The organism is Peribacillus huizhouensis, assembly GCF_014138605.1.
In the GTDB taxonomy this organism is placed as follows: domain Bacteria; phylum Bacillota; class Bacilli; order Bacillales; family DSM-1321; genus Peribacillus; species Peribacillus huizhouensis.
Window position 1 is genome coordinate 1 of sequence record NZ_JACJHX010000006.1, and the last position, 24,501, is coordinate 24,501.

Annotated in this window: 24 protein-coding genes; 15 read left to right on the top strand and 9 right to left on the bottom strand. The window is 36.3% G+C overall.

From position 1 onward, the window contains the following. Window positions 1-453: 453 nt before the first annotated feature. The 6 genes from HNP81_RS11035 to HNP81_RS11060 all read left to right on the top strand — a co-directional run bounded on the left by HNP81_RS11035 (window position 454) and on the right by HNP81_RS11060 (window position 6,017). Window positions 454-2,229 (top strand): ATP-binding protein, encoded by a 1,776-nt coding sequence (locus HNP81_RS11035; RefSeq protein WP_182502662.1) that lies wholly within the window; start codon window positions 454-456, stop codon window positions 2,227-2,229. Window positions 2,230-2,472: 243 nt separating this feature from the next. After that, entirely contained in the window at window positions 2,473-3,276 is an 804-nt protein-coding gene (locus tag HNP81_RS11040) for a GDSL-type esterase/lipase family protein (RefSeq protein WP_182502663.1), read from the top strand. After that, window positions 3,273-4,190 carry an ABC transporter ATP-binding protein gene (locus HNP81_RS11045; protein ID WP_182502664.1) on the top strand — a complete coding sequence of 306 codons (918 nt, stop codon included), beginning with the start codon at window positions 3,273-3,275 and terminating at the stop codon, window positions 4,188-4,190. Before HNP81_RS11040 ends, HNP81_RS11045 begins: the two co-directional genes overlap by 4 nt. Continuing rightward, window positions 4,183-5,163 (top strand): ABC transporter permease, encoded by a 981-nt coding sequence (locus HNP81_RS11050; protein ID WP_182502665.1) that lies wholly within the window; start codon window positions 4,183-4,185, stop codon window positions 5,161-5,163. The genes HNP81_RS11045 and HNP81_RS11050 overlap by 8 nt, the downstream gene beginning before the upstream one ends. A 231-nt stretch (window positions 5,164-5,394) precedes the next feature. Next, the gene (locus HNP81_RS11055) at window positions 5,395-5,577 is read left to right on the top strand and encodes a YozQ family protein (RefSeq protein WP_028391369.1); all 183 of its coding nucleotides are present in this window, start codon (window positions 5,395-5,397) and stop codon (window positions 5,575-5,577) included. Window positions 5,578-5,588: 11 nt separating this feature from the next. Beyond that, the gene (locus HNP81_RS11060) at window positions 5,589-6,017 is read left to right on the top strand and encodes a CBS domain-containing protein (RefSeq protein ID WP_182502666.1); all 429 of its coding nucleotides are present in this window, start codon (window positions 5,589-5,591) and stop codon (window positions 6,015-6,017) included. A gap of 379 nt (window positions 6,018-6,396) precedes the next feature. Here HNP81_RS11060 and HNP81_RS11065 read toward each other — a convergent pair whose 3' ends face one another. Then, entirely contained in the window at window positions 6,397-8,388 is a 1,992-nt protein-coding gene (locus tag HNP81_RS11065) for a S9 family peptidase (RefSeq protein WP_182502781.1), read from the bottom strand. A 205-nt stretch (window positions 8,389-8,593) separates the two neighbouring features. Beyond that, window positions 8,594-8,908: a DUF2680 domain-containing protein gene (locus HNP81_RS11070; RefSeq protein WP_182502667.1), complete on the bottom strand. Its 315-nt coding sequence runs from the start codon at window positions 8,906-8,908 to the stop codon at window positions 8,594-8,596. Window positions 8,909-9,343: 435 nt separating this feature from the next. Here HNP81_RS11070 and HNP81_RS11075 point away from each other — a divergent pair, with 435 nt between their 5' ends. From HNP81_RS11075 to HNP81_RS11085, 3 genes are all read left to right on the top strand, one after another. Further along, entirely contained in the window at window positions 9,344-10,264 is a 921-nt protein-coding gene (locus HNP81_RS11075; protein WP_182502668.1) for a putative sodium/potassium/calcium exchanger, read from the top strand. Window positions 10,265-10,994: 730 nt separating this feature from the next. Then, the gene (locus HNP81_RS11080; RefSeq protein ID WP_182502669.1) at window positions 10,995-12,089 is read left to right on the top strand and encodes a CotS family spore coat protein; all 1,095 of its coding nucleotides are present in this window, start codon (window positions 10,995-10,997) and stop codon (window positions 12,087-12,089) included. 2 nt (window positions 12,090-12,091) lie between these two features. Beyond that, window positions 12,092-13,741 carry a glycosyltransferase family 4 protein gene (locus HNP81_RS11085; protein WP_182502670.1) on the top strand — a complete coding sequence of 550 codons (1,650 nt, stop codon included), beginning with the start codon at window positions 12,092-12,094 and terminating at the stop codon, window positions 13,739-13,741. 491 nt (window positions 13,742-14,232) lie between these two features. Here the strand turns inward: HNP81_RS11085 and HNP81_RS11090 are convergent, their stop codons facing one another. Continuing rightward, the gene (locus tag HNP81_RS11090; protein ID WP_312859673.1) at window positions 14,233-15,318 is read right to left on the bottom strand and encodes a glycosyltransferase family 4 protein; all 1,086 of its coding nucleotides are present in this window, start codon (window positions 15,316-15,318) and stop codon (window positions 14,233-14,235) included. Window positions 15,319-15,505: 187 nt separating this feature from the next. Then, window positions 15,506-16,315 carry a UTP--glucose-1-phosphate uridylyltransferase gene (locus HNP81_RS11095; protein ID WP_051404918.1) on the bottom strand — a complete coding sequence of 270 codons (810 nt, stop codon included), beginning with the start codon at window positions 16,313-16,315 and terminating at the stop codon, window positions 15,506-15,508. Between the two features lie 315 nt (window positions 16,316-16,630). Between HNP81_RS11095 and HNP81_RS11100 the strand changes: the two genes are divergently transcribed. Together HNP81_RS11100 and HNP81_RS11105 are read left to right on the top strand one after the other, a co-directional pair. Further along, a complete protein-coding gene (locus HNP81_RS11100; protein ID WP_028391363.1) occupies window positions 16,631-17,920 on the top strand; it encodes a UDP-glucose dehydrogenase family protein in 1,290 nt (429 codons plus the stop codon). Then, the gene (locus tag HNP81_RS11105; RefSeq protein ID WP_028391362.1) at window positions 17,917-18,864 is read left to right on the top strand and encodes an NAD-dependent epimerase/dehydratase family protein; all 948 of its coding nucleotides are present in this window, start codon (window positions 17,917-17,919) and stop codon (window positions 18,862-18,864) included. Before HNP81_RS11100 ends, HNP81_RS11105 begins: the two co-directional genes overlap by 4 nt. A 30-nt stretch (window positions 18,865-18,894) precedes the next feature. Here the strand turns inward: HNP81_RS11105 and HNP81_RS11110 are convergent, their stop codons facing one another. Both HNP81_RS11110 and HNP81_RS11115 read right to left on the bottom strand, forming a co-directional pair. Continuing rightward, window positions 18,895-19,809 (bottom strand): NAD(P)/FAD-dependent oxidoreductase, encoded by a 915-nt coding sequence (locus tag HNP81_RS11110; RefSeq protein ID WP_182502671.1) that lies wholly within the window; start codon window positions 19,807-19,809, stop codon window positions 18,895-18,897. 165 nt (window positions 19,810-19,974) lie between these two features. Further along, window positions 19,975-20,295, bottom strand: coding sequence for a winged helix-turn-helix transcriptional regulator (locus HNP81_RS11115; protein WP_028391360.1), 321 nt, complete (start codon window positions 20,293-20,295; stop codon window positions 19,975-19,977). A 183-nt stretch (window positions 20,296-20,478) separates the two neighbouring features. Here HNP81_RS11115 and HNP81_RS11120 point away from each other — a divergent pair, with 183 nt between their 5' ends. Further along, window positions 20,479-20,751: a YbyB family protein gene (locus HNP81_RS11120; protein ID WP_034301003.1), complete on the top strand. Its 273-nt coding sequence runs from the start codon at window positions 20,479-20,481 to the stop codon at window positions 20,749-20,751. Between the two features lie 134 nt (window positions 20,752-20,885). Here the strand turns inward: HNP81_RS11120 and HNP81_RS11125 are convergent, their stop codons facing one another. The 3 genes from HNP81_RS11125 to HNP81_RS11135 all read right to left on the bottom strand — a co-directional run bounded on the left by HNP81_RS11125 (window position 20,886) and on the right by HNP81_RS11135 (window position 21,821). Next, window positions 20,886-21,059 (bottom strand): hypothetical protein, encoded by a 174-nt coding sequence (locus tag HNP81_RS11125; RefSeq protein ID WP_182502672.1) that lies wholly within the window; start codon window positions 21,057-21,059, stop codon window positions 20,886-20,888. Between the two features lie 57 nt (window positions 21,060-21,116). Further along, window positions 21,117-21,251, bottom strand: a complete 135-nt coding sequence (locus HNP81_RS11130; RefSeq protein ID WP_152534766.1) for a YuzL family protein — start codon at window positions 21,249-21,251, stop codon at window positions 21,117-21,119. 120 nt (window positions 21,252-21,371) lie between these two features. Then, window positions 21,372-21,821, bottom strand: a complete 450-nt coding sequence (locus tag HNP81_RS11135) for an OsmC family protein (RefSeq protein WP_028391359.1) — start codon at window positions 21,819-21,821, stop codon at window positions 21,372-21,374. Window positions 21,822-22,279: 458 nt separating this feature from the next. On the opposite strand from HNP81_RS11135, the gene HNP81_RS11140 reads away from it, so the two are divergent. The 3 genes from HNP81_RS11140 to HNP81_RS11150 are packed head-to-tail and all read left to right on the top strand — an operon-like array spanning window position 22,280 to window position 24,462. Continuing rightward, entirely contained in the window at window positions 22,280-23,227 is a 948-nt protein-coding gene (locus HNP81_RS11140; RefSeq protein WP_182502673.1) for a ring-cleaving dioxygenase, read from the top strand. Next, window positions 23,227-23,838: an alpha/beta hydrolase gene (locus HNP81_RS11145; RefSeq protein ID WP_182502674.1), complete on the top strand. Its 612-nt coding sequence runs from the start codon at window positions 23,227-23,229 to the stop codon at window positions 23,836-23,838. The genes HNP81_RS11140 and HNP81_RS11145 overlap by 1 nt, the downstream gene beginning before the upstream one ends. A 12-nt stretch (window positions 23,839-23,850) precedes the next feature. Next, complete coding sequence (locus HNP81_RS11150; RefSeq protein ID WP_028391356.1) at window positions 23,851-24,462, top strand: flavin reductase family protein; 612 nt, start codon at window positions 23,851-23,853, stop codon at window positions 24,460-24,462. Window positions 24,463-24,501: the final 39 nt, after the last annotated feature.

Genomic DNA, 24,501 nt, shown 5'->3' on the forward strand with positions numbered 1-24,501 from the left:
TCGGTACATCGGACTATCAAAAGTTGTTCAAAGAGCAATCTCGAACAAAAGACTAAAGCAGAGGGGATTTCCCTCTGCTTTAGAACGTTATCTAAAAGTACACACTGTAATATAAATTGAACCGCCGTATACGGAACCGTACGTACGGTGGTGTGAGAGGGGCGAAAATATATAAATTATCTTCCCCCTACTCGATTGTTAGTCCCGTTCTAGTGTCGCTAATAGCTCCGAGCAGTAAAGATAAAGAGACACTACGAGCTCGATTTCAGCTAATCCTCTGCGTAAGTCTCGGTAAGTTTCACTGTATCTGACCTATCGAATCTTTATGGGCAGTTGATCCCTAACTAATGTAATTTTGCATGTTCAGAATCTTGAGATGGGTTCTCGCTCCCTGTTAAGAGTGAGATAAATACATAACTAAGATTACTTTTTCTAGATAAGGAAGTGCATGGATTGGAGCAATATTTAGTATCATCAAATCCGATTCTTTTATTAGTCGCATTAATATTGACTTTTATGGCAGCTTATACGAGTTTAGATTTACTAGCATTGCTTAGAAGCTCTGCAAACCACAAAAAGTTTTTGTTATTCGGCGGAAGCTTTTCAATGGGGATTGCGATATGGACGTTTAATTTTTTTGGTATTTTGGCTTTTGAGAAGAACAGCGTAGTTACTTACAATTTATCTGTGATGGTGCTCTCAATCGTTCTTGGAGTGGCACTTGCATCGATGGGATTTCTTGCATTAACGATTAAGAAGCTCTCATTTATTAACATTGTTCATTGCAGCACACTTTTGACCGTCTCCTTATTATCTAACTATATAATTGGCTTATATGCCTTGAATCTTTCAATTAAGATTCATACAGTTTTGTTAATCGTTACTGTAATGATTACTTTAGTTATTTTTGTTATCGCATTTTTGTTATTTTTTTATTCGAATTATCGGCAAAAAGAAACACTCATCTGGTTAAAGCCGACGAGTACATTTATCGTCTCTGCTGCGATTATCCAAGGTCACTTCATGTTAGTGCGTGCACTGCCTGTTAAACAATCGGTTGAAAATGTAAATGAACTGGTCTATGATACTTCCTTTGTACCTTTTCTTGTATTGTTTGTATTTTTATTAATTGTTGGTGGCCTGATTACTTCAAGCTCCATTATTACGAAACGTTTGCAAAATAGTGATAAATATTTACAAGACTATCGATATGCACTGGATCAAGCTTCCATAGTGGCAGTTACGGATTCAAAAGGAAAGATCATTTATGTGAACGAGAATTTTACGGAAATATCGCAGTATACGGAAGAGGAACTACTAGGGAAGAATCATACAATCGTTAATTCTGGCTATCATTCTAAAGAGTTTTTTCAGGATTTGTGGCATACGATCCTATCAGGAAAGACATGGAAAGGAGAAATATGTAATCAAGCGAAGGATGGAAGCTTGTATTGGGTTTCAACGACAATTGTACCTTTTATTAATAAAAAAGGAAAACCTTACCAGTTTGTCTCCATCCGAAATGATATTACAGAGCGAAAACAATCTGAGCAGTTACTTCATCGTCAGGATAAACTAGCTGCGGTTGGTCAATTAGCTGCAGGTGTTGCTCATGAAATTCGAAATCCGTTAACATCAATCAGAGGTTTTGCAGAATTTCTTCAATTGGATGAGACGGACCCAGAAAGATTGGAATACTTTGATATTGTTTTGGATGAAATAGAACGAGTGAATGCGATTGTAGAAGAGTTTATGGTATTAGCGAAACCGCAAACAGTTCATCTTGAATTGAAAAACATCATCCCGATCGTCCAAGATGTACTTTCTTTAATTGGTTTCGAAGCAAAAAATAAAAATGTACAAGTTCATTTTGAAAATAATAATCAAGAAATTTTAGTGAAATGTGATGAAAATCGTTTGAAGCAAGTGATTTTAAACTTCGCGAAAAACGGAATAGAAGCCATGCCATCTGGAGGAGACTTGTATGTGAATGTTATGCAGCGAGGTGGCAAAGTAATTATTCGCATTAGAGATACTGGAATAGGAATTCCTGCTGATAAGCTGGCTCACCTAGGAGAGCCATTTTTTACAACGAAAGAAAAGGGGAATGGATTGGGATTGATGGTGAGCTATCAGATTATTGAAGGTCATAAAGGAAAAATTGAAGTAGATAGTGAAGTGAATAAAGGTTCAACATTTATCATAAAGCTTCCCGCTATTACTGTTTAAATTTGAATTTATTTTTCGGAATTTGACTTGAATCGGTGTTCTATTCACCAATCGACTCATTGTCGATGAAGAAATAAATTAAAACAGCCTAATTATTAATAAAGAAAGCTTGGTTTCTATAATAAAAAAGAAACCAAGCTTTTTTGAATGTTTTAGGTAAGTGTAATTATTCTTTAATATTGAATCTTCTGATTTTTAAAAGAACAAAGAGTGTGATTTAATAGAAAGAAAAAGAGAAGGAGTGTGATTGTACTGGGCAAAAAAAGTGTACGTTACATAACGATTATTGCTACGACCTTTTCAATTCTTTGGTTATTAAGTTTTGGGTGGGCCATTCAAAATTATTATGCGGGTGCATCAAACAATGAAATAAAAAAACAGGTCAATCCTAAAACAATAGAAAATAAAGATCAGGCTTTTACAATAGTTGCACTAGGTGATTCTTTAACAAGGGGGACCGGCGATGATTCTGGCAAAGGCTATGTAGGCTATGTAATCGATGATTTGAAACAGCGATTTAATGGTCATGTCATTGTCCATAATTTAGCCATTAATGGGCAAGTATCAAGTCAATTGAAAGAACAAGTTAAACAACAGAATATACAAAGACAGCTTGCTTTTGCAGATACCATTTTCTTAACGATTGGTGCAAATGATTTATTTCAGCAAGGGAGAACATTGGAGAATTTTGATTCAGCTGCTATAAAAATCATTAAACAGAATTTTATTGACAACATGAGAATAATTTTTGCCGATATTCGTAAGGTGAATTCGGATGCACCTATCTTTTTTGTCGGGCTTTATAATCCTTTTTTTGAAGCTGATCATACAGGGGTTACGAGTCCAACTGTACATGACTGGAACCGAACTGCTGAGGATATGAGCTCAAGCGATCCTAGAATTGTCTTTGTACCTACCTTTGACATCTTTCAGTTATTTGTAAATGATTATTTATATAGTGATAAATTCCATCCAAATCAACAGGGGTATCGATTAATAGCGAATAGAATTTCTCCGTTCATTAAATGGGAGGGGGAAGGCAAATGAGTGCTACGACTCTTTCTGTCAGAAATTTAACGAAGACGATAAAAAGACACAAAATCATAAAAGGAATTAGCTTTGATTTAAAGGAGGGAGAGGTTTTTGGCTTTCTAGGACCAAATGGAGCAGGCAAGACTACGACGATTCGGATGCTAGTAGGCCTAATAAGACCGACTTCTGGGACGATTGAAATATGTGGCTATGATGTGAAGAAAAATTTCACCAAAGCGATGGAGAAACTTGGGTGTATTGTTGAAAATCCTGAGTTATATCCTTATTTAAGCGGCAGAGAAAATTTACTTCATTTTGCAAGAATGCTTCCATCGATTGATGCCAAACGAATTGCGGAAGTTGTTGAAATGGTAAAGTTAACAGAACGAATTGATGATAAGGTGAAAACATATTCGCTCGGTATGAGACAAAGGCTTGGCATTGCTCAAGCTTTACTGAATCGACCAAAGGTACTTGTTTTAGACGAACCGACAAACGGACTAGATCCTGCAGGAATTCGCGAAATGAGGGTCTTTATTCGTGAACTTGCCGAAAATGAAGGATTAAGTGTACTTGTATCGAGTCATTTATTAAGTGAAATTCAGTTATTATGCGATCGAGTTGCTATTATTACAAAAGGAAACATCATTACTGTTGATACAGTCGAATCTTTGCTGTCGAGTCAGGAGCAAGCCATTTGGCAACTCGAGCCGTCCGTTAAAGGAAAAGAAATCTTGGAAAGTCTAACTGAAGTAACTACACTAGATGATGGTTGTATCGTAACAGTATATGATTCCTTCCAGATTCCTAAGTGGAATGCTGCTTTGGTTCATGCAGGAGTACAAGTGCTTCAACTAAATAGAAAGACCCCTGTACTGGAGGATTTATTCCTGCAATTGACGGATACAGGAGGTGCCCATATTGAATAAACTAATTGCTAACGAAATGATGAAGCTTGTTGCGAGAAAGCGATTGATAGTAATTGGGGCAATTGTGGGAATCTTAGTGATCTTGTTTACTTTTGCACAGTATAAGGAAGTGCAAACACAGCGGGAAAGGTTAGGGACGGATGATTGGCGCGATTCTCTTCAACAGCAAATTATTGATATGCAAAACAGGCTTGGGTCAAACCGAATATCAGATGAATGGCGTGAACAGATTCAAGTAAGTGTTCAGCAATTGCAATTCTATCTAGATCAAGATATTAACCCAAACGAACCAGGGGCCGTTTCTTTTGTTCGAATGTTCATCGAAAATTCTACTGATTTGTTCATTCCACTGCTAATCATGATTGTAGCAAGCGATCTTGTTTCTTCTGAGCACACTTTAGGTTCGGTAAAATTACTTTTAACAAGGCCTGTAAAACGATGGAGGATATTACTAAGCAAATATATAACTTTACTGTTGGCCACTTCATTTATTGTTGCGATGACCGGTCTGATATCGTACGTTTTATCAGGGATTGTCTTCGGCTATCATGGTTGGAAGGCACCAATAATTACAGGCTTTGTTGTAGAAGGAAGCAATGTAGATACAAGTCGAATTAAATTAATTAGTCAATGGAAGTTTTTGTTGATGGATTTTGGACTTGTTTGGTTTGTAGCTGTTGTAGTTGGAACTTTAACGTTTATGCTCTCTGTATTAATAAGAAGTACGGCTCAAAGTATGGGAGTTATGCTTGCTTCGCTTATATCAGGAGCTATTTTAAACAATATGGTGTCTTCATGGGAATCGGCCAAATATTTGTTTATGGTTAACTTAAAATTGACTAATTATTTAAATGGTATTTCACCACCGATACAAGGTATGACTTTACTTTCTTCTATGCTAGTTCTCCTCGTCTGGTGGGCTGTAGCGTTAATACTCTCGTTCATTGTTTTTACCCGTCAAGATGTTTATTAAAAGAATACCGATTTAAACCAGCAAGCGAGCTTGTTGGTTTTTTTGGACTGCAGAAAAAACTAGATCGATATTCGGTGGCATAATTCATTGTGTGGTGTAAATACTAACCAATAGAAGTGTGAAGCTTGGATGATTATTCTAATAAAAAAAATGTTTTCCAAGCCGTTAGTCTTATATTTAAAGGAGTTACAAATCTTATTTTTGGGTAATAAGAATATAGGGAGGGTACACATGATGACAAACGAAAATAAAAAACAATCAGAAATTGCCGGTAGACATTATCAAGTTGAAGATATGGAGAAGAATGATCAAATTTCATCCGGCTTTGCAGAAACCCATGAACAAGTGAGTGACCATTTCTTTTCCGGAACGGTAGATCAGCTGATCAATCATCAAGAAAACAAAACAGAGTAAGGGGGATTGTTTTGAAATCTATTAGAGAAATCATGACAACTAATGTAGATTACTGTACAACCCTTGACAATGTGTATGAAGCAGCTGTCAAAATGGCTGAAGGGGATGTCGGGGCTATCCCGATTTGCCAGGAAAGTAAATTAGTCGGTGTTCTGACTGATCGAGATATTGCAATCCGTTGTGTTGCTGGGAAGAAACCAGGTTCCACGAAAATTACCGATGTGATGACAAAAGTACCAATTACGATATCACCAGAAACTTCAGTCACAGAAGCAGAGGATTTGATGGCAGAAAAACAGATTCGTCGTCTATTCGTTGTTGAACAAGATTCTCTCATCGGAGTTGTTTCCTTAGGAGATCTAGCCGTTCATAAAGACACAAATATGGCTGCTGCACATGCACTTACTGAAATATCGGAAAATCAACATATTCAACATTGAAGTATTCAAAGGTAAGGATCAATGTCAAAATAAAAGATTTTTTTCGTAAAGATTGTTGTTTTTAGCTAGAAACCATTTCGAGCAGATGTTGATTGTAGTGGAAGGTGAGACTCCTGCTTAGAGAAGTGCGTTGAGAGAGATACCGTACGTGCTAAGCACTGAAGTGGCTCCTGAGACCGCCCGCTAATAGTGAGTACCTGTAACGGAATTAGCCCAAGATAGTAGTGTGAATTATTTAAAAGCAGCAAAGTATAAGAAAACAGACAAATAAAAAGACTATTAAATGAAAGGGTCAAAGCTGTCATACTCTATACTATTAATATTCGGTATAGAGTATGACGGTTTGATCTTTTTGCACATTCTGATTTTTGCTCTTTTCTTAATTAATATGTTTGGCAAACCAATTGCATATTTGCTCTGTATGCTGCATGCGCAGCCTTGGAGCTCCGCTTCTTGATACTTCATGGGTCTGGTTTGGAAAGACAACAAGTACGGCTTCTTTTTTCTGCCGTTTTAATGCAACGAATAATTGTTCTGCTTGTTCAATTGGACAACGATAATCTTTATCTCCATGCAATAACAACAAAGGTGTTGTAATATTCTTTACATATTTAAGAGGAGAGTGCTCCCACAGTTTTTCAGGGGATTCAATAATGTTGCCGCCTAATTCCCATTCAGTAAAGGAATAGCCAATATCGCTCACACCATAGAAGCTGAGCCAATTTGAAATACAGCGCTGTGTAACAGCTGCTTTAAAACGATCTGTATGCCCAATAATCCAGTTCGTCATAAAACCGCCGTAGCTTCCACCTGTTACACCTAAACGCTGTTTATCAACGAAATCAAACTCTAAAAGAACGTAATCAACTGCGGCCATTAAATCCTCATAATCCATGCCTCCATAATCGCCTCGTACAGAGTTGGCGAATTCTTGCCCATAGCCTGCACTTCCTCGTGGATTTGTGAATAGGATTGAATATCCTTGTGCAACAAGTGTTTGAAACTCATGAACATACGTATTAGCATACATTGCATGTGGTCCGCCATGAATTTCAAGAACCAATGGATATTTTTTACCTAGTTCAAGATTTATTGGTTTCATAATCCAACCATGTATTTCGAGATCATCTTTGGAGGAAAAAGTAATCGATTCAGCTTTAGATAAGGTTTTCTCATTTAGAAATTCATCATTTACAAATGTAATTTGCTCAATTTCGCCATTTGTTAAATTAAAGGAGTATAAGTCTCCAGGATGAGTAGGTGTACTGATCGCTACAATAGCCATATGTGTTTGGGGATCAATAGTTAATCCATAAACATGCTGTTTTTCAAGAAGTGACGGATACATAGCCCCTTCAATAGTTCCGTAATATACACCAGTGTTACCATGGTCACTTATTAAAAAATAAAAACCTTGACTGTCATTTGTCCAAAGGATCCCCGGATTGACCGCTTCAATATGAAAATCGCTTGCTACTACATCACCAACTTCAACATCCCAATCTGCAGTTAGGCATGTAAGGGAATTGGTTGCTAGTGTGTATAACCAGATTTTTGATATTGTTGCCCCTTCATATTCACGTTCATGCCCTATTAAGGTTAAATAATTGCCATCAGGCGACCATTTAGGAAGATAAAAAAGCCCATTAGTTGCCGTTATTTTTCTTGATGATCGAGCTTCTAATTGGAAAATAAACACATCGGAAGCGAGGTTATAATCAGCAGCCTCTATGTTATTGCTTACATATGCAAATTCTTTGCTGTTAGGTGCCCATGATGAGGGGATATAGGACTGTTCCCCTGAAGTCAATTGTTCAGCCCTACCGGAGGGTAAATCTAAGAGTATGAGCTGAGAAAATGACTGATCTAAATAGCCGCTTCCGTCTGATTTATATTTAATTCGGTCATATTCAATTGCTTCTTCGCGTTTTTTTACCAGCTCGTTTTCTTTCTCATCTATAGTGTATCCAGCTTTTATACGTGTTGATGTAAGTATTTTACGTGAATCAGGCGCCCATATAGGCGTTGTAGCCCCTTGAGCAAAATCTGTTAGCTGATTTGCTTCGCCACCAGTTGTATTCATTATGTATATTTGATTTTTTCCAGAACGGTTTGATAAAAACGCAAGATGGAGTCCGTCAGGTGACCATCTAGGTGAAAACTGGCGATGAAGTCCGTATGTCCATTGAATAGTTTGTTTCGATATAAAATTATATATAAATATATTTGAAATGTATCTCTCATCTTCCTTATCCACAGAGGTCTCGATATAGGCGACCATACTACCATCAGGCGAAAGCTGAGGATCGGTGACAGATTTTAAGTCAAATAAATCTCCTGCTAAGATACCTTTATTACCCAATATATTCATCCTTTCTTTTTGCACTACGAAACTAATTCTAACAAGCGATTGTTGATTCGACAAATATCAAGGAAACTTTTTCTTAATCGTTTGTTAGTTAAAATATCAATTGTAACTGAAGTGGAAAATGAATTAGGACGTCTTGAAGAAAGCCTTGCCGCTTTATTAGAGATAAAACCCTAAAAGTGGCAAGACATAATATGATGCTATTGTATTATTCTGCTGGTTTTTTTTTGTGATGAGGTTGGAATGGTTGAAATTTGTTTTCTTCAATTTTTTGATAATGTCTCTCCATATGTTTAACAATCATTGCCGCTTTTTCTTTAGAAATTACCCCATATTCTACATACTTTTGTACAATTTCTTTTTTCTTTTCCAGTATTTCCTTATGCAAGACTGCAAGTTCTTCTTGCTGTTTCTCGGTAAACACTATTTGTGGTTCTTGTTTATCGGTCTCAGCTAATGCCGTGATTTCAAAGTTAAAGGTTACGAAAGTAATGGTCAAAACAGCAATGAGTAATTTATTCATGATACATTCTCCTTTATGTTTTTTTAAAATGCTAAATAATCCTTTCTATTAAATTTAAGATACTGTTAGTTTTTTGTTAATTGAACCAGATTATGCATGTATATAAAATATTAATAGTTTTATGGGGAAGCTCGTTCATCAAATTGAGAATGTTGGAAAAGAGTATGTTACGTGAATATAGAGGAAGTAGCTTTAATGTGGACAAATCATGGTCAATTACTTGCTGTTTATATTTATGGAATAGTAATTGAGATAGTAACCTCAATGATTCAATTCTTGTTCTCTGATGTAGTATTTATTCGTAGGTAAAATAAACTATAAATAGGAAATTATCGTACTTTTATGTAAGGTCAACTAACTTTGTAAATATCCACTATTTCATTATAACAAGAAGTCAATTTTTGAATACTTTGTAATACAGAAGGAGGGATGAGTATGAATGCTGAAAGGAAAGAAATAATAAAAAGATTTCTCGAACAAAGGATTACTATAGATAATAATTTATTTAACGAAGGAGCACTTTCGCAACTAATAAATATATTTAAAAGTAAAGCTGAAGCACAAGAGTTAGATGCAGAAGATTCTGTCCTTGAAGACGAAATCTTAGACGAGATCTTAAACGAAAGTGGAGATGAAGGACTAGACGATAAAGGGGATGAAGGTACCGAGGATAGTGGAGATGATGGTGCCGACGAAAGCGGAGACGAAAGTGCTGACGAAAGTGCTGACGAAAGTGCTGACGAAAGCGGAGACGAAAGTGCCGACGAAAGCGGAGACGAAAGTGCCGACGAAGGTGCTGACGAAAGCGGAGACGAAAGTGCTGACGAAAGCGGAGACGAAAGTGCCGACGAAAGCGGAGACGAAAGTGAAGACGAAAGTGGGGATGAAGGTTTGAACGAGAGCGTGTATGAAAGTGCCGACGAAAGTGAGTATGAAAGTGCCGATGAGAGCGAGTATGAAGGTGCCGAAGAAAGTGTAGATGAAAGTGCCGAAGAAAGCGCCGACGAGGGCGAATATGAAGGTGCCGAAGAAAGTGCCGATGAAAGCGCTGACGAGGGCGAGTATGAAGGTGCCGAAGAAAGTGTAGATGAAAGCGCTGACGAGGGCGAATATGAAGGTGCCGAAGAAAGTGCCGATGAAAGCGCTGACGAGGGCGAATATGAAGGTGCCGAAGAAAGTGCCGAAGAAAGTGCTGACGAGGGCGAATATGAAGGTGCCGAAGAAAGTGCCGATGAAAGCGCTGACGAGGGCGAATATGAAGGTGCCGAAGAAAGTGCCGATGAGAGCGCTGACGAAGGCGAATATGAAGGTGTCGAAGAAAGTGTAGATGAGAGTTCAGACGAGAGTGCGGACTAAGACGAATAAAAAAATGTAGTTATTTTGAAAAACTAAAAAAATATTAGGGGGGTCAACTTAAAGTGATCCCCCTAATATTTTTATTCCGCATTAGTAAGACCCCCGCCTCATGGCTTAGATGAATTCTAAGAAGTGTTGGTGGGATACAACTGACGGTAAATACCTTGTTGATTCAATTAAAATAAGTGGGGGTTGAAGCACCCCTCTCACTGATTGAAATTTCACTTTATTAAATTGTCTAAAAATACTTTTGCCAAATGGACAAGCGTTCAAATAAGCTGGTAATTTCATTTCTTGTTAAATAAGTAAGAATTTCAACTATCCAATTAAGTTGAGACAACGATAGCTTGTTGAAAGATGAATTATTCAAATTTGCCTTATGCTTCTATGCAACTGTCCTATACAAATATTTGATTAGTGCATAATTTAGTTAAGAGTATTTAATTCTGCAAATGGGTCCTTGAAAAAATGATAAACAAATACCAATTTCCCTAACATTACAAATAGCCGAATACACTTAGACTTCTTATATTAATAACTTGGAGAAACATCATCTATTACCTGAATTTTATTAGGATCCATGGGAATAATTCTTCGAATCAATTACAGGTGCATATGAAGAAATATATTTTTTAGTAAAGCGTTGATAAACCTATATGGTTTCCATCGTAAATAATTGACAGCGCTTATTTCTTGCAGAAACTACGATTTAATTCATAGGAGGGATATGATGGATAATTTAATAATTGAACCATGGGAAACCGATGATTTAACTGATGAATTTTTTGTACCTGATTATATTGAGCAAATAGCACAGGAAGTTCTTAAGAGTTACGATCTTTCTGTTAATAGCAAACAAGTCATAACTACAAAAGCAGATAAAGGCGGTGCGATTTGGAAACTTGAAACATCTTCTGGTCCCAAAAGTTTAAAGCTGTTACACAGAAGGCCAACGAGAAGCATGTTTAGCTTAGGAGCTCAGGAGTATTTAGTTAAAGTACAAGAAGCGAGAGTTCCGCCAATTGTGAAAACAAAGGATGAAAAGGATTATGTCGAAGCAGGAGGGAAGTTATGGTTCGTTGCAGAGTGGATTGAACCGTTAGTACCTGTTACGAAAGATTTAGAAGGTGCGAAACATTTATGTTATGCTCTCGGTGAATTTCATCGTTTAAGTAAGGGGTATGAGCCACCGCAACAATCTGAAGTAGCTTCACGACTGCGTAAATGGCCATCTAGTTATGAAAAGATGATCAAAAAAATGGATTGGTTCCGAAACATTGCTAACGTCTATCGTGAATTACCAGCAAGTACACATTTATTGAATGTAGTTGATCTGTTTGAAGAGCAAGCGAGAAATAGTTTAACAAGGCTTAATCAATCGAGTTATTCCGAATTGATAAAAAAAGGAAATGCTTTTTGGGGACTTGTTCATCAAGACTATGGCTGGTCAAATGGGCAAATGGGTAGTAATGGAATGTGGATTATTGACCTAGATGGGGTTGCGTTTGATCTTCCGCTTCGCGATTTAAGAAAGCTGATAAGTGGCACAATGGCAGATTTATATAGATGGGATGTACATTGGGTTCGGGAAATGATTAAGTCATATCATGAATCAAATCCCCTAACAACTGAATTATATGAGATTTTAATGATTGATTTGTCACTCCCAAATGAATTTTATAAAAATATTAAAGAGGTTGTCTATGATCCTGAATTATTTTTAAATGATCAAACAACACAGTTAATCCAAACGATTGTCGATACTGATCAGACTAAATGGCCAGTGCTTGAAGAAATCGCAGGCGATTGGAGGGGGATGGAATAACTATGAAAATATTAATGATTTGTACAGAAAAACTACCAGTGCCTCCGGTGTTAGGTGGGGCGATTCAAACGTATATTTCGGGGAACCTCCCTTATTTATCCCAATTTCATGAAATTACAGTTTTAGGGATTAGTGAACCATCACTTCCAAATCTAGAAACTATAAATGGTGTTCATTATGTACGCGTACCTGGTCAAATATTAGAAATCTATCGAGAAGGCGTCATCAAGTATCTAGAATCGACATCCTTTGACTTAATTCATATTTTCAATCGGCCGCGTTTGATACTACCAGTTCGGAAAGCAGCTCCTGAAGCCAAAATTACTCTAAGTATGCATAATGATATGTTCAATCCTGACAAAATAAGTACAGAAGAAGCAACTGCTGCGTTAGAAGAAGTATCTAATATTGTAACGGTAAGTGACTATGTTGGTAATGTAATAAAGAATCTTTATCCACAAGCAACAGCGAAAATTACCACAATTTATTCTGGAGTAGATACTGAGCAATTCTTACCTGGAAATCATCCTAAAATGCAAAAAATACGCAATGAAATTCGTAAAGAACATGGCTTAGAAAACAAAACTGTCATATTGTTTGCAGGTAGACTTTCACACAATAAAGGCGTAGATCGATTAATTCGGGCATTGCCAGAGCTTTCGAAAAAATTTAAAGATTTAGCAGTAGTAATAGTAGGGAGTAGTTGGTTTAGCAAAGATGAGGTAACTGATTATGTTGCCTATGTAAGAGCAATGACAAATAAACTTACAATACCAGTAGTAACAACAGGTTTTGTATCTCCAAGTGCCATTCAAAACTGGTTTGCAGCGGCTGATTTATTTGTATGCACGTCTCAATGGAACGAGCCATTGGCACGAGTACATTACGAAGCGATGGCAGCAGGTCTACCTATTATAACGACTGCAAGAGGTGGAAATGCAGAAGTCATTCAACTTAATGAAAATGGTCTAGTTGTAGAAAATCCAGATAATCCAGTTGGTTTTGTCGATAAGATTACAGAAATTTTAGCTGACAAGTCAAAAATGCAAAATATGGGTAAGAAAGGGAGGGAACTTGCAGTATCTCTTTATAAGTGGGACAGAGTTGCTTCGGAGATACTTGGAGTATGGGATAAGGCGATTCATACGTCATCTTCATCAGTACCGCAAGCTCTAACCAATAATGATGAACAATTAATCAGCAATGCTTTGGTGATGAGCCCTGATCCTATTGAAGTTAAGTCATCTGGAATTAAATCCCAAAATGAGCAGAATTATAAAATGGAGACTAATTCTGAAGATGAAGTAATAGAAGAATCAATAATACTCTTAGATAATAAACCAGAACCAGAACTAGTACCAGAACTAGTACCAGAACCAGAACTAGAACCAGAACTAGAACCAGAACCAGAACCAGAACCAGAACCAGAACTAGTACTAGTACCAGAACCAAAAAAAGAAAAAGAAATTAAAAATAATAGAACTAAAAGTAAATTGAGAACTCTTACTGTTAGAGATTTGATTAAAGAGTCTCTTAGAGATTCTTTAAGAATGATGGTTATAGAACAAACCATTTCTGATATGAGTAAAATTTCGTCTGAAAATTCGATAAAAAATTTGATTAGAGAGCTTCAAAAAAGAAAAATTGATTGAGTAAACTTTAACATCACAAATATAGACCCGTTTTTTAAGAAGCGGGTCTATATTTGTGAAAAGTATTTCGTAAAAAATTATAGAGTGTGTTCCAAAAGAGTTGACTTAAATATCTATATACATAAAACGGAATAATACAATTAAAGTTTTTTACAATATGTACGTTGGCAATAGTCTCTTCTCATTTTCTTAAATGAAAATGCATTAAACTCTTCCGTAATGTGTTCCATTAGAGCTTACGAAATTGACATAAGGATTAATAGATAATAAAACGATTTTTTCTTATAAATCGAACTTCTTACCCAATTTTATTCATACTACATAAAAAGACCCTGTAGAGCAGTCTTTTATTAGAGTCTACTCTACAGGTACAATTCGCAATTCATTTTTTACCTTTAAAGGATAATAAATGTTCTTCACTTTTAGAGGATCGTGTGAGTGTATGCTTATTTTACAACTTCTGCAATATCGTGTCATGTAAAGGCATCTTTCTATGATTTCATTCTTTTCAGGGAAGTTGCATATAAATGTTCCAAACGTTGAGATACATGCTCAAATCCATGATTTGATTCAACGAATAACCGGCCTGTTCTGGCAATCGAGTCGGCCACTTTTTCATTGGATAATAAATAGGTAATGGCGTCTGCAAATGATTCTGAATTTGTATAATCATCTATGACGATACCGTTTTCTAGATGTTTAATAATTTCCGCATTTCCTCCTCGGTTCGTAGTAATGATCGGTAACCCGGCACCCATCGCTTCGTAATGTACTCGGGCAAGGGGTTCTTGCCATTGGGAACTGCAGACGAATAAATCCCCTACTAGGAAATGAGCAGGAATTTCGCTTGGGGGTATAAAACCTGTAAATACAACTTTATTCTTTCCTAACGCATCAGCAAGTTTTCGCAAATATAATCCAAATTCATCAATTCTATCGTCACTAAACCATTTACTACCTACAATGACTAATACCGCATCAGGCTGGTCTTGAATAACTTGCTTCATGGCTTTTAAAAGTATATCAGGTCCTTTTACGGCACTTAAGCGCCCAACATATAAGACAACTTTCTTATCCTTAACTCCATACTTTTTCCGAAGTTCGTTCCTTTGAGGATGTGCAATTTGATCCCAAATAGGTTTATATCTTTGCAAATCAATTCCGGAATAAATAACCTTAACCTTGCTTTTGGCTAAAGGAAAACGAGATAAGATTGTTTCTCCGATATATTCACTGATAGTCATGATCCTGTCCACAGCTTTAATGACCAAATTTCCCATTTCTGTAGAGATTCTTTCTTTCCCAAACATTTCATTATGAAGACTCAACACAAAACGGCTTGCAGGCATAGCGTTTTTATAGAATAAGAGATCACGAGGACGGTTGAATACATGGATTACATCGTAGTATTCCTTGTTTGCCATTTTTTCTGCCAGTTTTTTTCCTACATTAAATGGGTAATTATCACGGGGAACACGAATATATTTGACACCATTTACTTCTTCCATGTCGGGAAGATCCGGATCTGTAATGCAATAAATTGTTACATGATGTTTTTTGTTAATATAAGGTGTCACTCCATCGATTAAAACTTGAATAGCACCACCTCTAATAGAAGGAACGGTGAGTTTTTCTGTGCAAATCAATGCGATATTTATTGGTTACACTCCCTTTCATTGAAGAATTGGTCAAAGTGGTATTAAACCACTTGTTTTAAATCCACATATGGAACATTCCTTTTCAAATTCTATACTTATATATGCACTACTCCATAAATGGTTGAATGTATTGATTGGCAGCTAGAAACTCCTCAAATCTACTAATATCAAAGCGATCTCCAACAATCGTCGTACCAAAGAAACTTTCTGCCTTCATCATTTCATTAATGGCATCAGTTAATTGAATTTCTTTTCCTACTCCAGGTGTTAATCCTTCTATATAGGAAAAAATTGATGGATTGAAGATGTATCTGCCAATGACAGCTAAATTTGACGGTGGATTTTTTTGTGGTTTTTCAACAATATTAACTATTTTACTAATTTTCTTCTCAATTTTTCGACTTTCGACAACACCATAATTTGACAACAGGTGCTTTTCTACTTCATATAGACCAAGTACACTTTTCTTTTGTTTTTCATAAACCTTTATTAACTGTTTTAATCCGTTTGTTTTATTATTAAAAATAACTTCATCCGGTAATAAAACAGCAAATGGATCATTACCAACAAAGTTTTTCCCTAAGAGGATTGCATCACCAAGCCCTCTAGCATATGGTTGGCGAATATATTGGATATGAATATCAGGAATTTTGTTTTTTTCTAATAAATGAGTAGATTGTTTTTTTTCAAGAAATGCTTCAAGTTCAAGTGAGCGATCAAAATAGTTTGCAATCAGATTTTTTGATTGTGAAACTACGAATAAGATCTCCTCAATTCCAGAGGCTAAAGCCTCTTCTACGACATAATGAATAGCAGGTTTTACACCGATCGGAAATAATTCTTTCGGAACAACTTTTGTTATTGGTAAACCCCTCGTTCCATATCCTGCTGCAGGGATAATTGCCTTTTTGATCATTTCTTAAATCACCTCGAATGCTATTTATTATTTTATGAAACAGTAGAGATTTATGACAATGTTAAAATTATGTTAACTTTAGTATTAAATGATTTTTTCTTTGTTATTGGAAGTGCAATAGTCTAATTTCTAAGTATTTTTTAAATTTGAATTATTGTTTTTGTCAAAAGTAGCTGAGATAAATGGGGTTATTCTTGGTTAAACAGATCCTATATAAAGGAAATTTTTATTGTATATAGGCATTTGTTAAGTCACAGAAATTTGTCCATTAATATGATATAGAACTTTAGATATATAGAGAGGGGACTATGTGGTATGGAAATCTGTGTGATAGGGGCGGGCTATGTAGGCTTAACGACCGCAGCCGTTCTGGCAGATCTCGGACACTCTATCTGTTGTGTTGACACAAATATTGAAAAAATTAAACAACTAAAACGCGGTGAAGTTCCAATTTACGAACCTGGATTATCTGAATTAATAAGTAAAAACAAAGATCAATTGACATTTAGCTCGATGATTGTTGAAAACATTCAAAAAGCAGCGGTAATTTTCATCGCTGTTGGCACTCCATCATTATCGGATGGGAGAACCGATTTAACATATATTCAATCAGTAGTAGATGAAATTGCTAAAGCGATAAGCTCTTATAAAACGATTATTACAAAGAGTACGGTGCCACCTGGGACCAATGAAAATATAGATAAAATGTTAAAAGAAAAAGGAGTGGATCCAAAGCTATTCAACGTCGTATCTAATCCAGAATTTCTTCGAGAGGGTACTGCCATTTCAGATATGATAAAACCAGACAAAATTGTCATAGGCAAACAGCAAGACGATCAAAAATCCCTTTCAATCTTAAAAGAAATATATAAAAGCATTACAGCACCTTTCATAGTCACAAGCCTTAACGGTGCAGAAATGATTAAATATACGTCCAATGCTTTTTTAGCGACAAAAATCTCATTCATCAATGAAATAGCAAGAATCTGTGATAAATATAATGTGAATATTGAAGATGTTACAAAGGGAATAGGTACTGATCCGAGAATAAGTCCCCATTTTCTTTCGTCGGGAATTGGGTACGGCGGTTCCTGTTTTCCAAAGGATGTTCGTTCATTAGAATACAGTGCATTAGATAAAAATGTAACTCCACTGTTGTTACAAGCTGTTCAGGCAGTAAATCAATCACAAGTTAATCTATATATAGAGAAACTAAGTGCTTTCATAGATGACTTTTCAAGGAAAACAATTGCTGTATTAGGTGTTGCTTTCAAACCAAATACGGATGATACAAGATATTCGCCAGCTGTTTCATTAATTGAAAAATTAAGTTCACTAGGCTGCATTGTACAAACGTATGATCCTAAAGCTCAACTTCCTTTCGAAAAGGTGGAAACGGTCAGCCAGCATGCCAAATTAGAAACGGCAATTATGAATGCTGATTGTGTGATTATCGCAACAGATTGGGATGAATTTAAACAGTTAAATTGGTTGAAAATAAAAGCGCTAATGAAAGGTGATTTCATTTTGGACGCACGTAACTGTATTGATCCACAAGTAGTCAGGGAAACAGGTTTAACATATATCGGAGTTGCCCGTTCATGAAAATATTGGTCACAGGGGCGGCGGGATTTATTGGTTCACATCTTTGCGAGAAGCTTTTAACAGACATGAATAATGAAATAGTTGGAGTTGACATATTTACTGGTCCAACACCTAATAAACTGAAGAGAGTGAATCTGGATAACTTGCTCTTAAACAAACGTTTTAAGTTAATTGAAGCGGATATATTGACAGCTAACCTAGAAAAATTACTTGAAGATATTGATGTTATTTATCATTTAGCAGGAATACCTGGTGTTCGTTCGAGTTGGGGAAAAGATTTTGATCCTTATGTAAAAAATAATATATCCGGAACACAGCGTCTTTTAGAAGCCGTTAAGAATAAAAAATTAGTTAAGTTTATTTATGCCTCCACTTCATCTGTTTATGGAGAAGTAGATGGAAAAGTCGCTGAAAATGCCTATCTCACTCCACTCTCCCCATATGGAATCACAAAATTAACAGGTGAACATTTATGTTATGTTTATCATAAAAGCTTCAACATCCCGATTGTAACTGTAAGGTTTTTTACTGTTTACGGGCCAAGACAGAGACCAGATATGGCGTTTCACCGCTTCATTACACAGATTTTGAAAGAAGAAACACTTTCCATATTTGGTGATGGGACACAGACGAGAGATTTCACCTATGTAACGGATTGTGTTGAAGCTATAGCGTCGATTATTTACAAGGACAATGTGATTGGCGAGACCATCAATATTGGAGGAAAAGAACGTGCCTCGATTAATGAAATACTTACAATCATAGAAACACTTACAGGAAAAAAAGCAATAGTTGATTACTTGCCAAAACTACTTGGAGAGCCAAGGCACACTTGGGCAGATATCTCAAAAGCAAAAAAATTGCTGAACTACAATCCAAAAATTTCTTTAAGAGAGGGAATTACAAAGGAAATAGAATATATCCAATCTATATTTACGATATAGGAGGGATAAAATCGGGTTCGTATTGTCATTTTATTCAGCCCTAGATTCGCCGAGCAACTGCTTATGCATCCATATCGCAGCTTGTGAGCCATCACCCATTGAAATGGTCACTTGTTCGGAATGAGAAATTAAGTCACCACCTGCAAAAATCCCTTTGATATTCGTTTCTTTTGTCCGCGGATTAACGACAACATGATTGCTTTCATTTAATTGTACGCCAATTTGTTTAGCTAAATTGTTGTTTATTTGATTGCCATTAAAGCCGCAAAATCCGCGGTCAGCTTTAAGCATATCACCATTATGTAGGAAAAAACCAATAAGTTCTTTGTTTTTATTTAATACAATTTCACTAATTGGTTCATCAATAATTGGAATTTCTAAAGCTTTTAATTTTGAGCGGTTCTCTTCACTAATTTCACTTTTATCATGATTGATTATTGTTAGTTGTTTAGACCAATATGTAAGGGTAATCGCCATCTTAGCAACAGTGTTTCCGCTTCCAAAAACAATCGTCTTTTTATCAGTTATTTCATAGCCATCGCAATCAGGGCATATAAAGATTGAACCACCAAGGCATTGTTGGAGATTGGGTAAGTCTGGTAAACGATCCTTCAATCCTGTGGCTAAAAATACGGTGTTTGCTGAAAAGGTTTGCTTTTGTAAAGTGCGTATAGTAAATGTATTGTTATATTTTTCAAGTGTAATTACTTTGTCATTGATAAATGATACACCGTACTTCTCTGCTTGCTGTTTACCGAGACTTCTTAATTTGGGTCCACTAATTCCATCCGGCCAGCCGAGAATATTATGATATCCCCGGGTAATTGTGGATCTGCCTTGATTTGAATCGATTACGAGAACGGAATGTTTGTATCTCCCCATTTGAATGGCGGCTTGTAACCCAGCGATACCGCCACCAATAATGATACAATCTACTACCTTCATATGCTTCACCACCTGTAAAAAAATCAAATAATAGTTCCTAGTTTTAAAAAATGTACCCATATTACTCTAAAACTATTCCTAGAAAATAGTTATAAAAAATAAAAAAGCAACCCAACTCAAATGTATTGGGTTACTTTCATTGTTATTTATACTCAAACTTCTTCACTACTCATTTTCGATCCATTCTTGAGACCATTTTTGGATTTCTCTGACAGCAGGTGCAAGGGCATTTCCTTTATCAGTTAGAGAATATTCAATACGTACTGGTGTTTCAGCGAAGACTTCGCGTTTAATGATGCCTATTTGCTCTAGGTCCTTTAGTCGTTCTGATAAAATACGTCCGCTAATTGGAAAGGCAGATTCTATTTGGCAAAATCGTTGAGGTCCGTTTAATAATTGATTGACGATCAGTACCGTCCAGCGTTTTCCGAGTATTTGCGTACCCTTTTCAAAACGAGGGCATAACAAATCTTCAGTTTTATTCATATAATATCACCCCATAACAGTAGTATAACTCTTTACTCATAATGTAACAACATAACAGTTTAGTATTTAGTGTCATATAGTAATTATGAAAAGTTTTTCTTTTGTTAGGAATAAGATGGAGTCGTTGTTTAGAAGTTTTCAGATAGTGGTATAAAGAAGTAATTTAAAAGGAGGTTGGTAGTGATGGGATTAGTGAAATCTGTACGTGGATGTATCATACTTAGCGTAGGAATTGCGGGTGTTTCTTTAGTATCAACGAAAAACAGTCGGGAGAAATTGGTACATGCATGTTCTAAAATAAAAACGAAAACACTGAATTATTGGAAAAAACAACCAAGTGAAGTAGTTCTACTATTAGAAAAAGCAGGTCATCCTAATCCATACGATATCGGAGATTCAAGAATGATTGATGAAGGTAGTCTGACGGGTATTCAATATTACAATAAAATACAGTAAAAATGGTGTTCTAATCGTACGTGTTACGTATACGTATAGGAATGATTATACATGCTAAGTAGAATATCAGCCTGGCCATTCAGATAAAGAGGATATCCAAAAGGGTCTGACCCTTTTGGATATCCTCAATATGTTTACTTATTAAAAAAATTTTCAATTTCTTGCTTACTAATTCCTTCTTTTTGTGCTAAATATGGATTTTCTTCGTCGGAATTTTGGTCCAAATTCGTTGAGATCACAAGTTTAGGACTGTCTGAAGGTTCAATATAAAGTCTTGTATGTTGTTTTGTATTCCTTTTTTTAGTCATCTGAGTCACCATTTCTTAATTAGTTAGTTCTTTAGAATATAAGGGTATGATAGGTGATTAACTGCGTTTTTGTTTCTTGTTTGATGAAGGTACTTGAATCGAACCTGTTTCATGAGTGGTGGTACCTTGACCTTCTACTTGTGAAGAACGTAGGCTTGCTTTGGAATGATCCTTTTTAATTTTACTCATTATGTTCACCTCCAACGTTACTTTTTGCTAAGAGGTGAGAAACTATACAAGACTAAAAATGATTTACAGAGTGGAGGTAGAGTTTCTAAATAGGAATTTGAAGGGCTATTTAGTTTTCTTTCTCTAGCTTGCAGATGTGATCTCTACTTCTAAAGAAATTTCTACATTCCCTTTAAGGGCTCGTGAAATCATACACGATGTCTCAGCTTTTTCGGCGAGCTTTCTTGCTAAATGATGCTCACTTTCATTGGCAACTTGTTTAAGAACGATTGTAGGTCGATGAATAATTTTTTTATATGTAAACACACCGTTAGTAACATCAACAATGCCTTCTGAATGAAGGGTGATTTTTTCTTTTTCCAGCTTACTTCTTTCCATCATTGCCGCTAACGTTATGATGTAGCAAGTTGCTGCTGCTCCAAGAAGCATTTCATCTGGATTTGTTCCGATACCTGGTCCATCCATTTCAGGAGGAATACTTATTTTTGTTTTAAGATTGCCAGCCTCTATTATCCCAGTATCGTTTCGACCACCTTCCCAAATAGCGTGTAAATGAAATTGATGTTCAGCCATATTTATAGCCTCCTTGATTAGTCTTTACTACTATTGTATAGGAAATGACGAGTAATTCCTTGGATTTTGTTTTGAAAAACGGGAAACCTTATAATATTCTTTATTCAAAACGAAAACGGTGTTAAAACGCCACTTTTTACCCTAAAGGAAATTTCATGAAGCACGCTACACTCGCCTAATCTCAACGGTGGCGGTGCGGAGCCGGAATTTTTGGACGAATTCAATAAAAATAGTATACCTGATAAATTGATTGGCTATTATACTAAGTCGTTAAGCCCCGACCCCATGTCCTTCATACAAAAAAAGTATAAGGAGTATTGACAACATAAAAAAAAAGAGTTATCTTTAATTCAAGATATTTGAACGAAGATAATTATGGATGAGTTTGTCGCTCAAAATAAATTGAGGCAAAATAAAAACCATTGAATAAAAAAATAACAAGTAAAGGTAGTATCAATATGCAAAAGCACACGTCAGGAATACACCATATTTCTGCTATTGTCGGTAATCCGCAAGAAAACGTCGACTTTTATGCGGGTGTCCTTGGTTTAAGAATGGTTAAGAAAACTGTAAACTATGATGATCCAGGCACGTATCATTTATATTTTGGTAATGACACTGGTTCTCCTGGGTCAATTATTACTTTTTTCCCTTGGCCAAATGCTTATCGCGGTCGTTTAGGGTCTGGACAAGTTGGGATTACTTCCTATGTAGTACCTGAAGATACATTGGGATTCTGGGAGGAGCGTTTAACAAAATTCAAAATTACCTTTAAAAAACGTAGAAGATTTGACGAGGATTATCTTCAGTTTCAAGATTCTCATGGTTTACATGTAGAACTTGTAGCCCGTAAAGCTGGAGCGAATAGCGAGTGGGGGTTTGGAGGCGTACCTTCTAATAAAGCCATTAAAGGGTTTGGTGGCGCTGTCCTACTAACGGCTGCTCCAGAAAAAACAATGAAAACTTTAGTAGAAGTCATGGGACTAGAAAAAGTAGGAGAAGAACGAGAGTTTGTTAGATTTCAATCAACTTCTGATATTGGAAATGTGATTGATGTGAAAAAAGTCGCTTTACCAATGGGCTCGATAGGTGTAGGAACAGTTCATCATATTGCTTGGCGTGCCAATGATTTTGCTGACCATCACGAATGGAGTAAGCATATAAGTCGCTTTGGCTTTGGGGTAACGCCGATTAAGAATCGGCAATATTTTGATGCGATTTACTTTAGAGAACATGGTGGCATATTATTTGAAATTGCCACTGATCCACCAGGGTTTGCTTATGATGAATCATATGAAACGATGGGGAGTAATTTAATGCTCCCGTCATGGTTGGAAGAGAAACGAGAATCAATGGAAACAACTTTATTACCGGCAATTCCGAGAGTATTGGAGGAAGATAAGTAATGATGAAACATATTTTTCAAAAAGGAAGTAATTTAGAGGCACCTGTTTTATTGCTTTTACATGGGACGGGAGGGACTGAAACCGATTTACTAGGAATAGCAGAGATGGTATCGCCTGAATCATCTGTTTTAAGTGTTCGCGGAAATGTGTTAGAAAATGGAATGCCTCGTTTTTTCCGCCGCCTTGCTGAAGGTGTTTTTGATGAAGAAGATTTGGTGTTTCGCACACAGGAATTAAATGAATTTATTGATCATGCAGCTAAAGAATACGAATTCGATTGCAAAAATATCGTTGCGCTTGGCTATTCAAATGGTGCCAATATTGCTGCAAGTTTGCTATTCCATTATGAGAAAGCGTTGAAAGGGGCCATCCTTCATCATCCGATGGTGCCAAGACGAGGAATTGAATTATCGAATAATAGCGGGATCCCTGTCTTTATTGCAGCAGGTGTGAATGATCCAATATGCCCAGCGAGAGAAACCGAAGATTTAAGTCAATTGCTTCAATCGGCTGGCGCGATGGTTGAAGTGAAGTGGGAAAACTTTGGCCACCAGCTGACACGTTCTGAAGTAGAAGAGGCAGGGGTTTGGTTTCAAAAACATTTTGGTTAAAAGGGTGATCAGATGATTTCTTTGAATCCAGAAACGATGAGTGAGCGGGATAATTACAAATTTCTGGTTGGGAGCATTATTCCGAGACCGATTGCTTTAGTGACTACTTTATCTAATGAGGGCGTCATTAACGCAGCTCCATTCAGCTATTTCAATATTGTTAGTTCAAATCCACCATTGCTTTCTGTGTCGGTACAGCGTAAAGCTGGCATTCAAAAAGATACTGCACGAAATGCTCTCGAAAAAGGTGAATTGGTTATTCATATTATCGATGGTGATCTTGTAGCCGGTGCAAATGAAACAGCCGCAGAATTACCACTAGATAAAAGTGAATTGGAAAGAACGAATTTTACCATTATTGAAAGTGAACAAATTACTGTACCAGGAATTAATGAAGCAAAAGTTCGCTTTGAATGTAAACTTGAACGGGCAATTTCATTAGGTGGTAATGATTTGGAATTGGGTTGTGACTTATTGATTGGAAGAGTAGTTCGTTATCATATCGAGGAATCTCTTTATCATGAAGGCCGGATAGATGCGCTAGGGTTAAATCCAGTAGCGAGACTTGCAGGTAATAATTATTCCAAGCTTGGTGAACAATTTTCGATTGAACGTCCCAAATAAGCGAGCAATCGTTGCTTGATGACAAATAGTTCGTTAAAA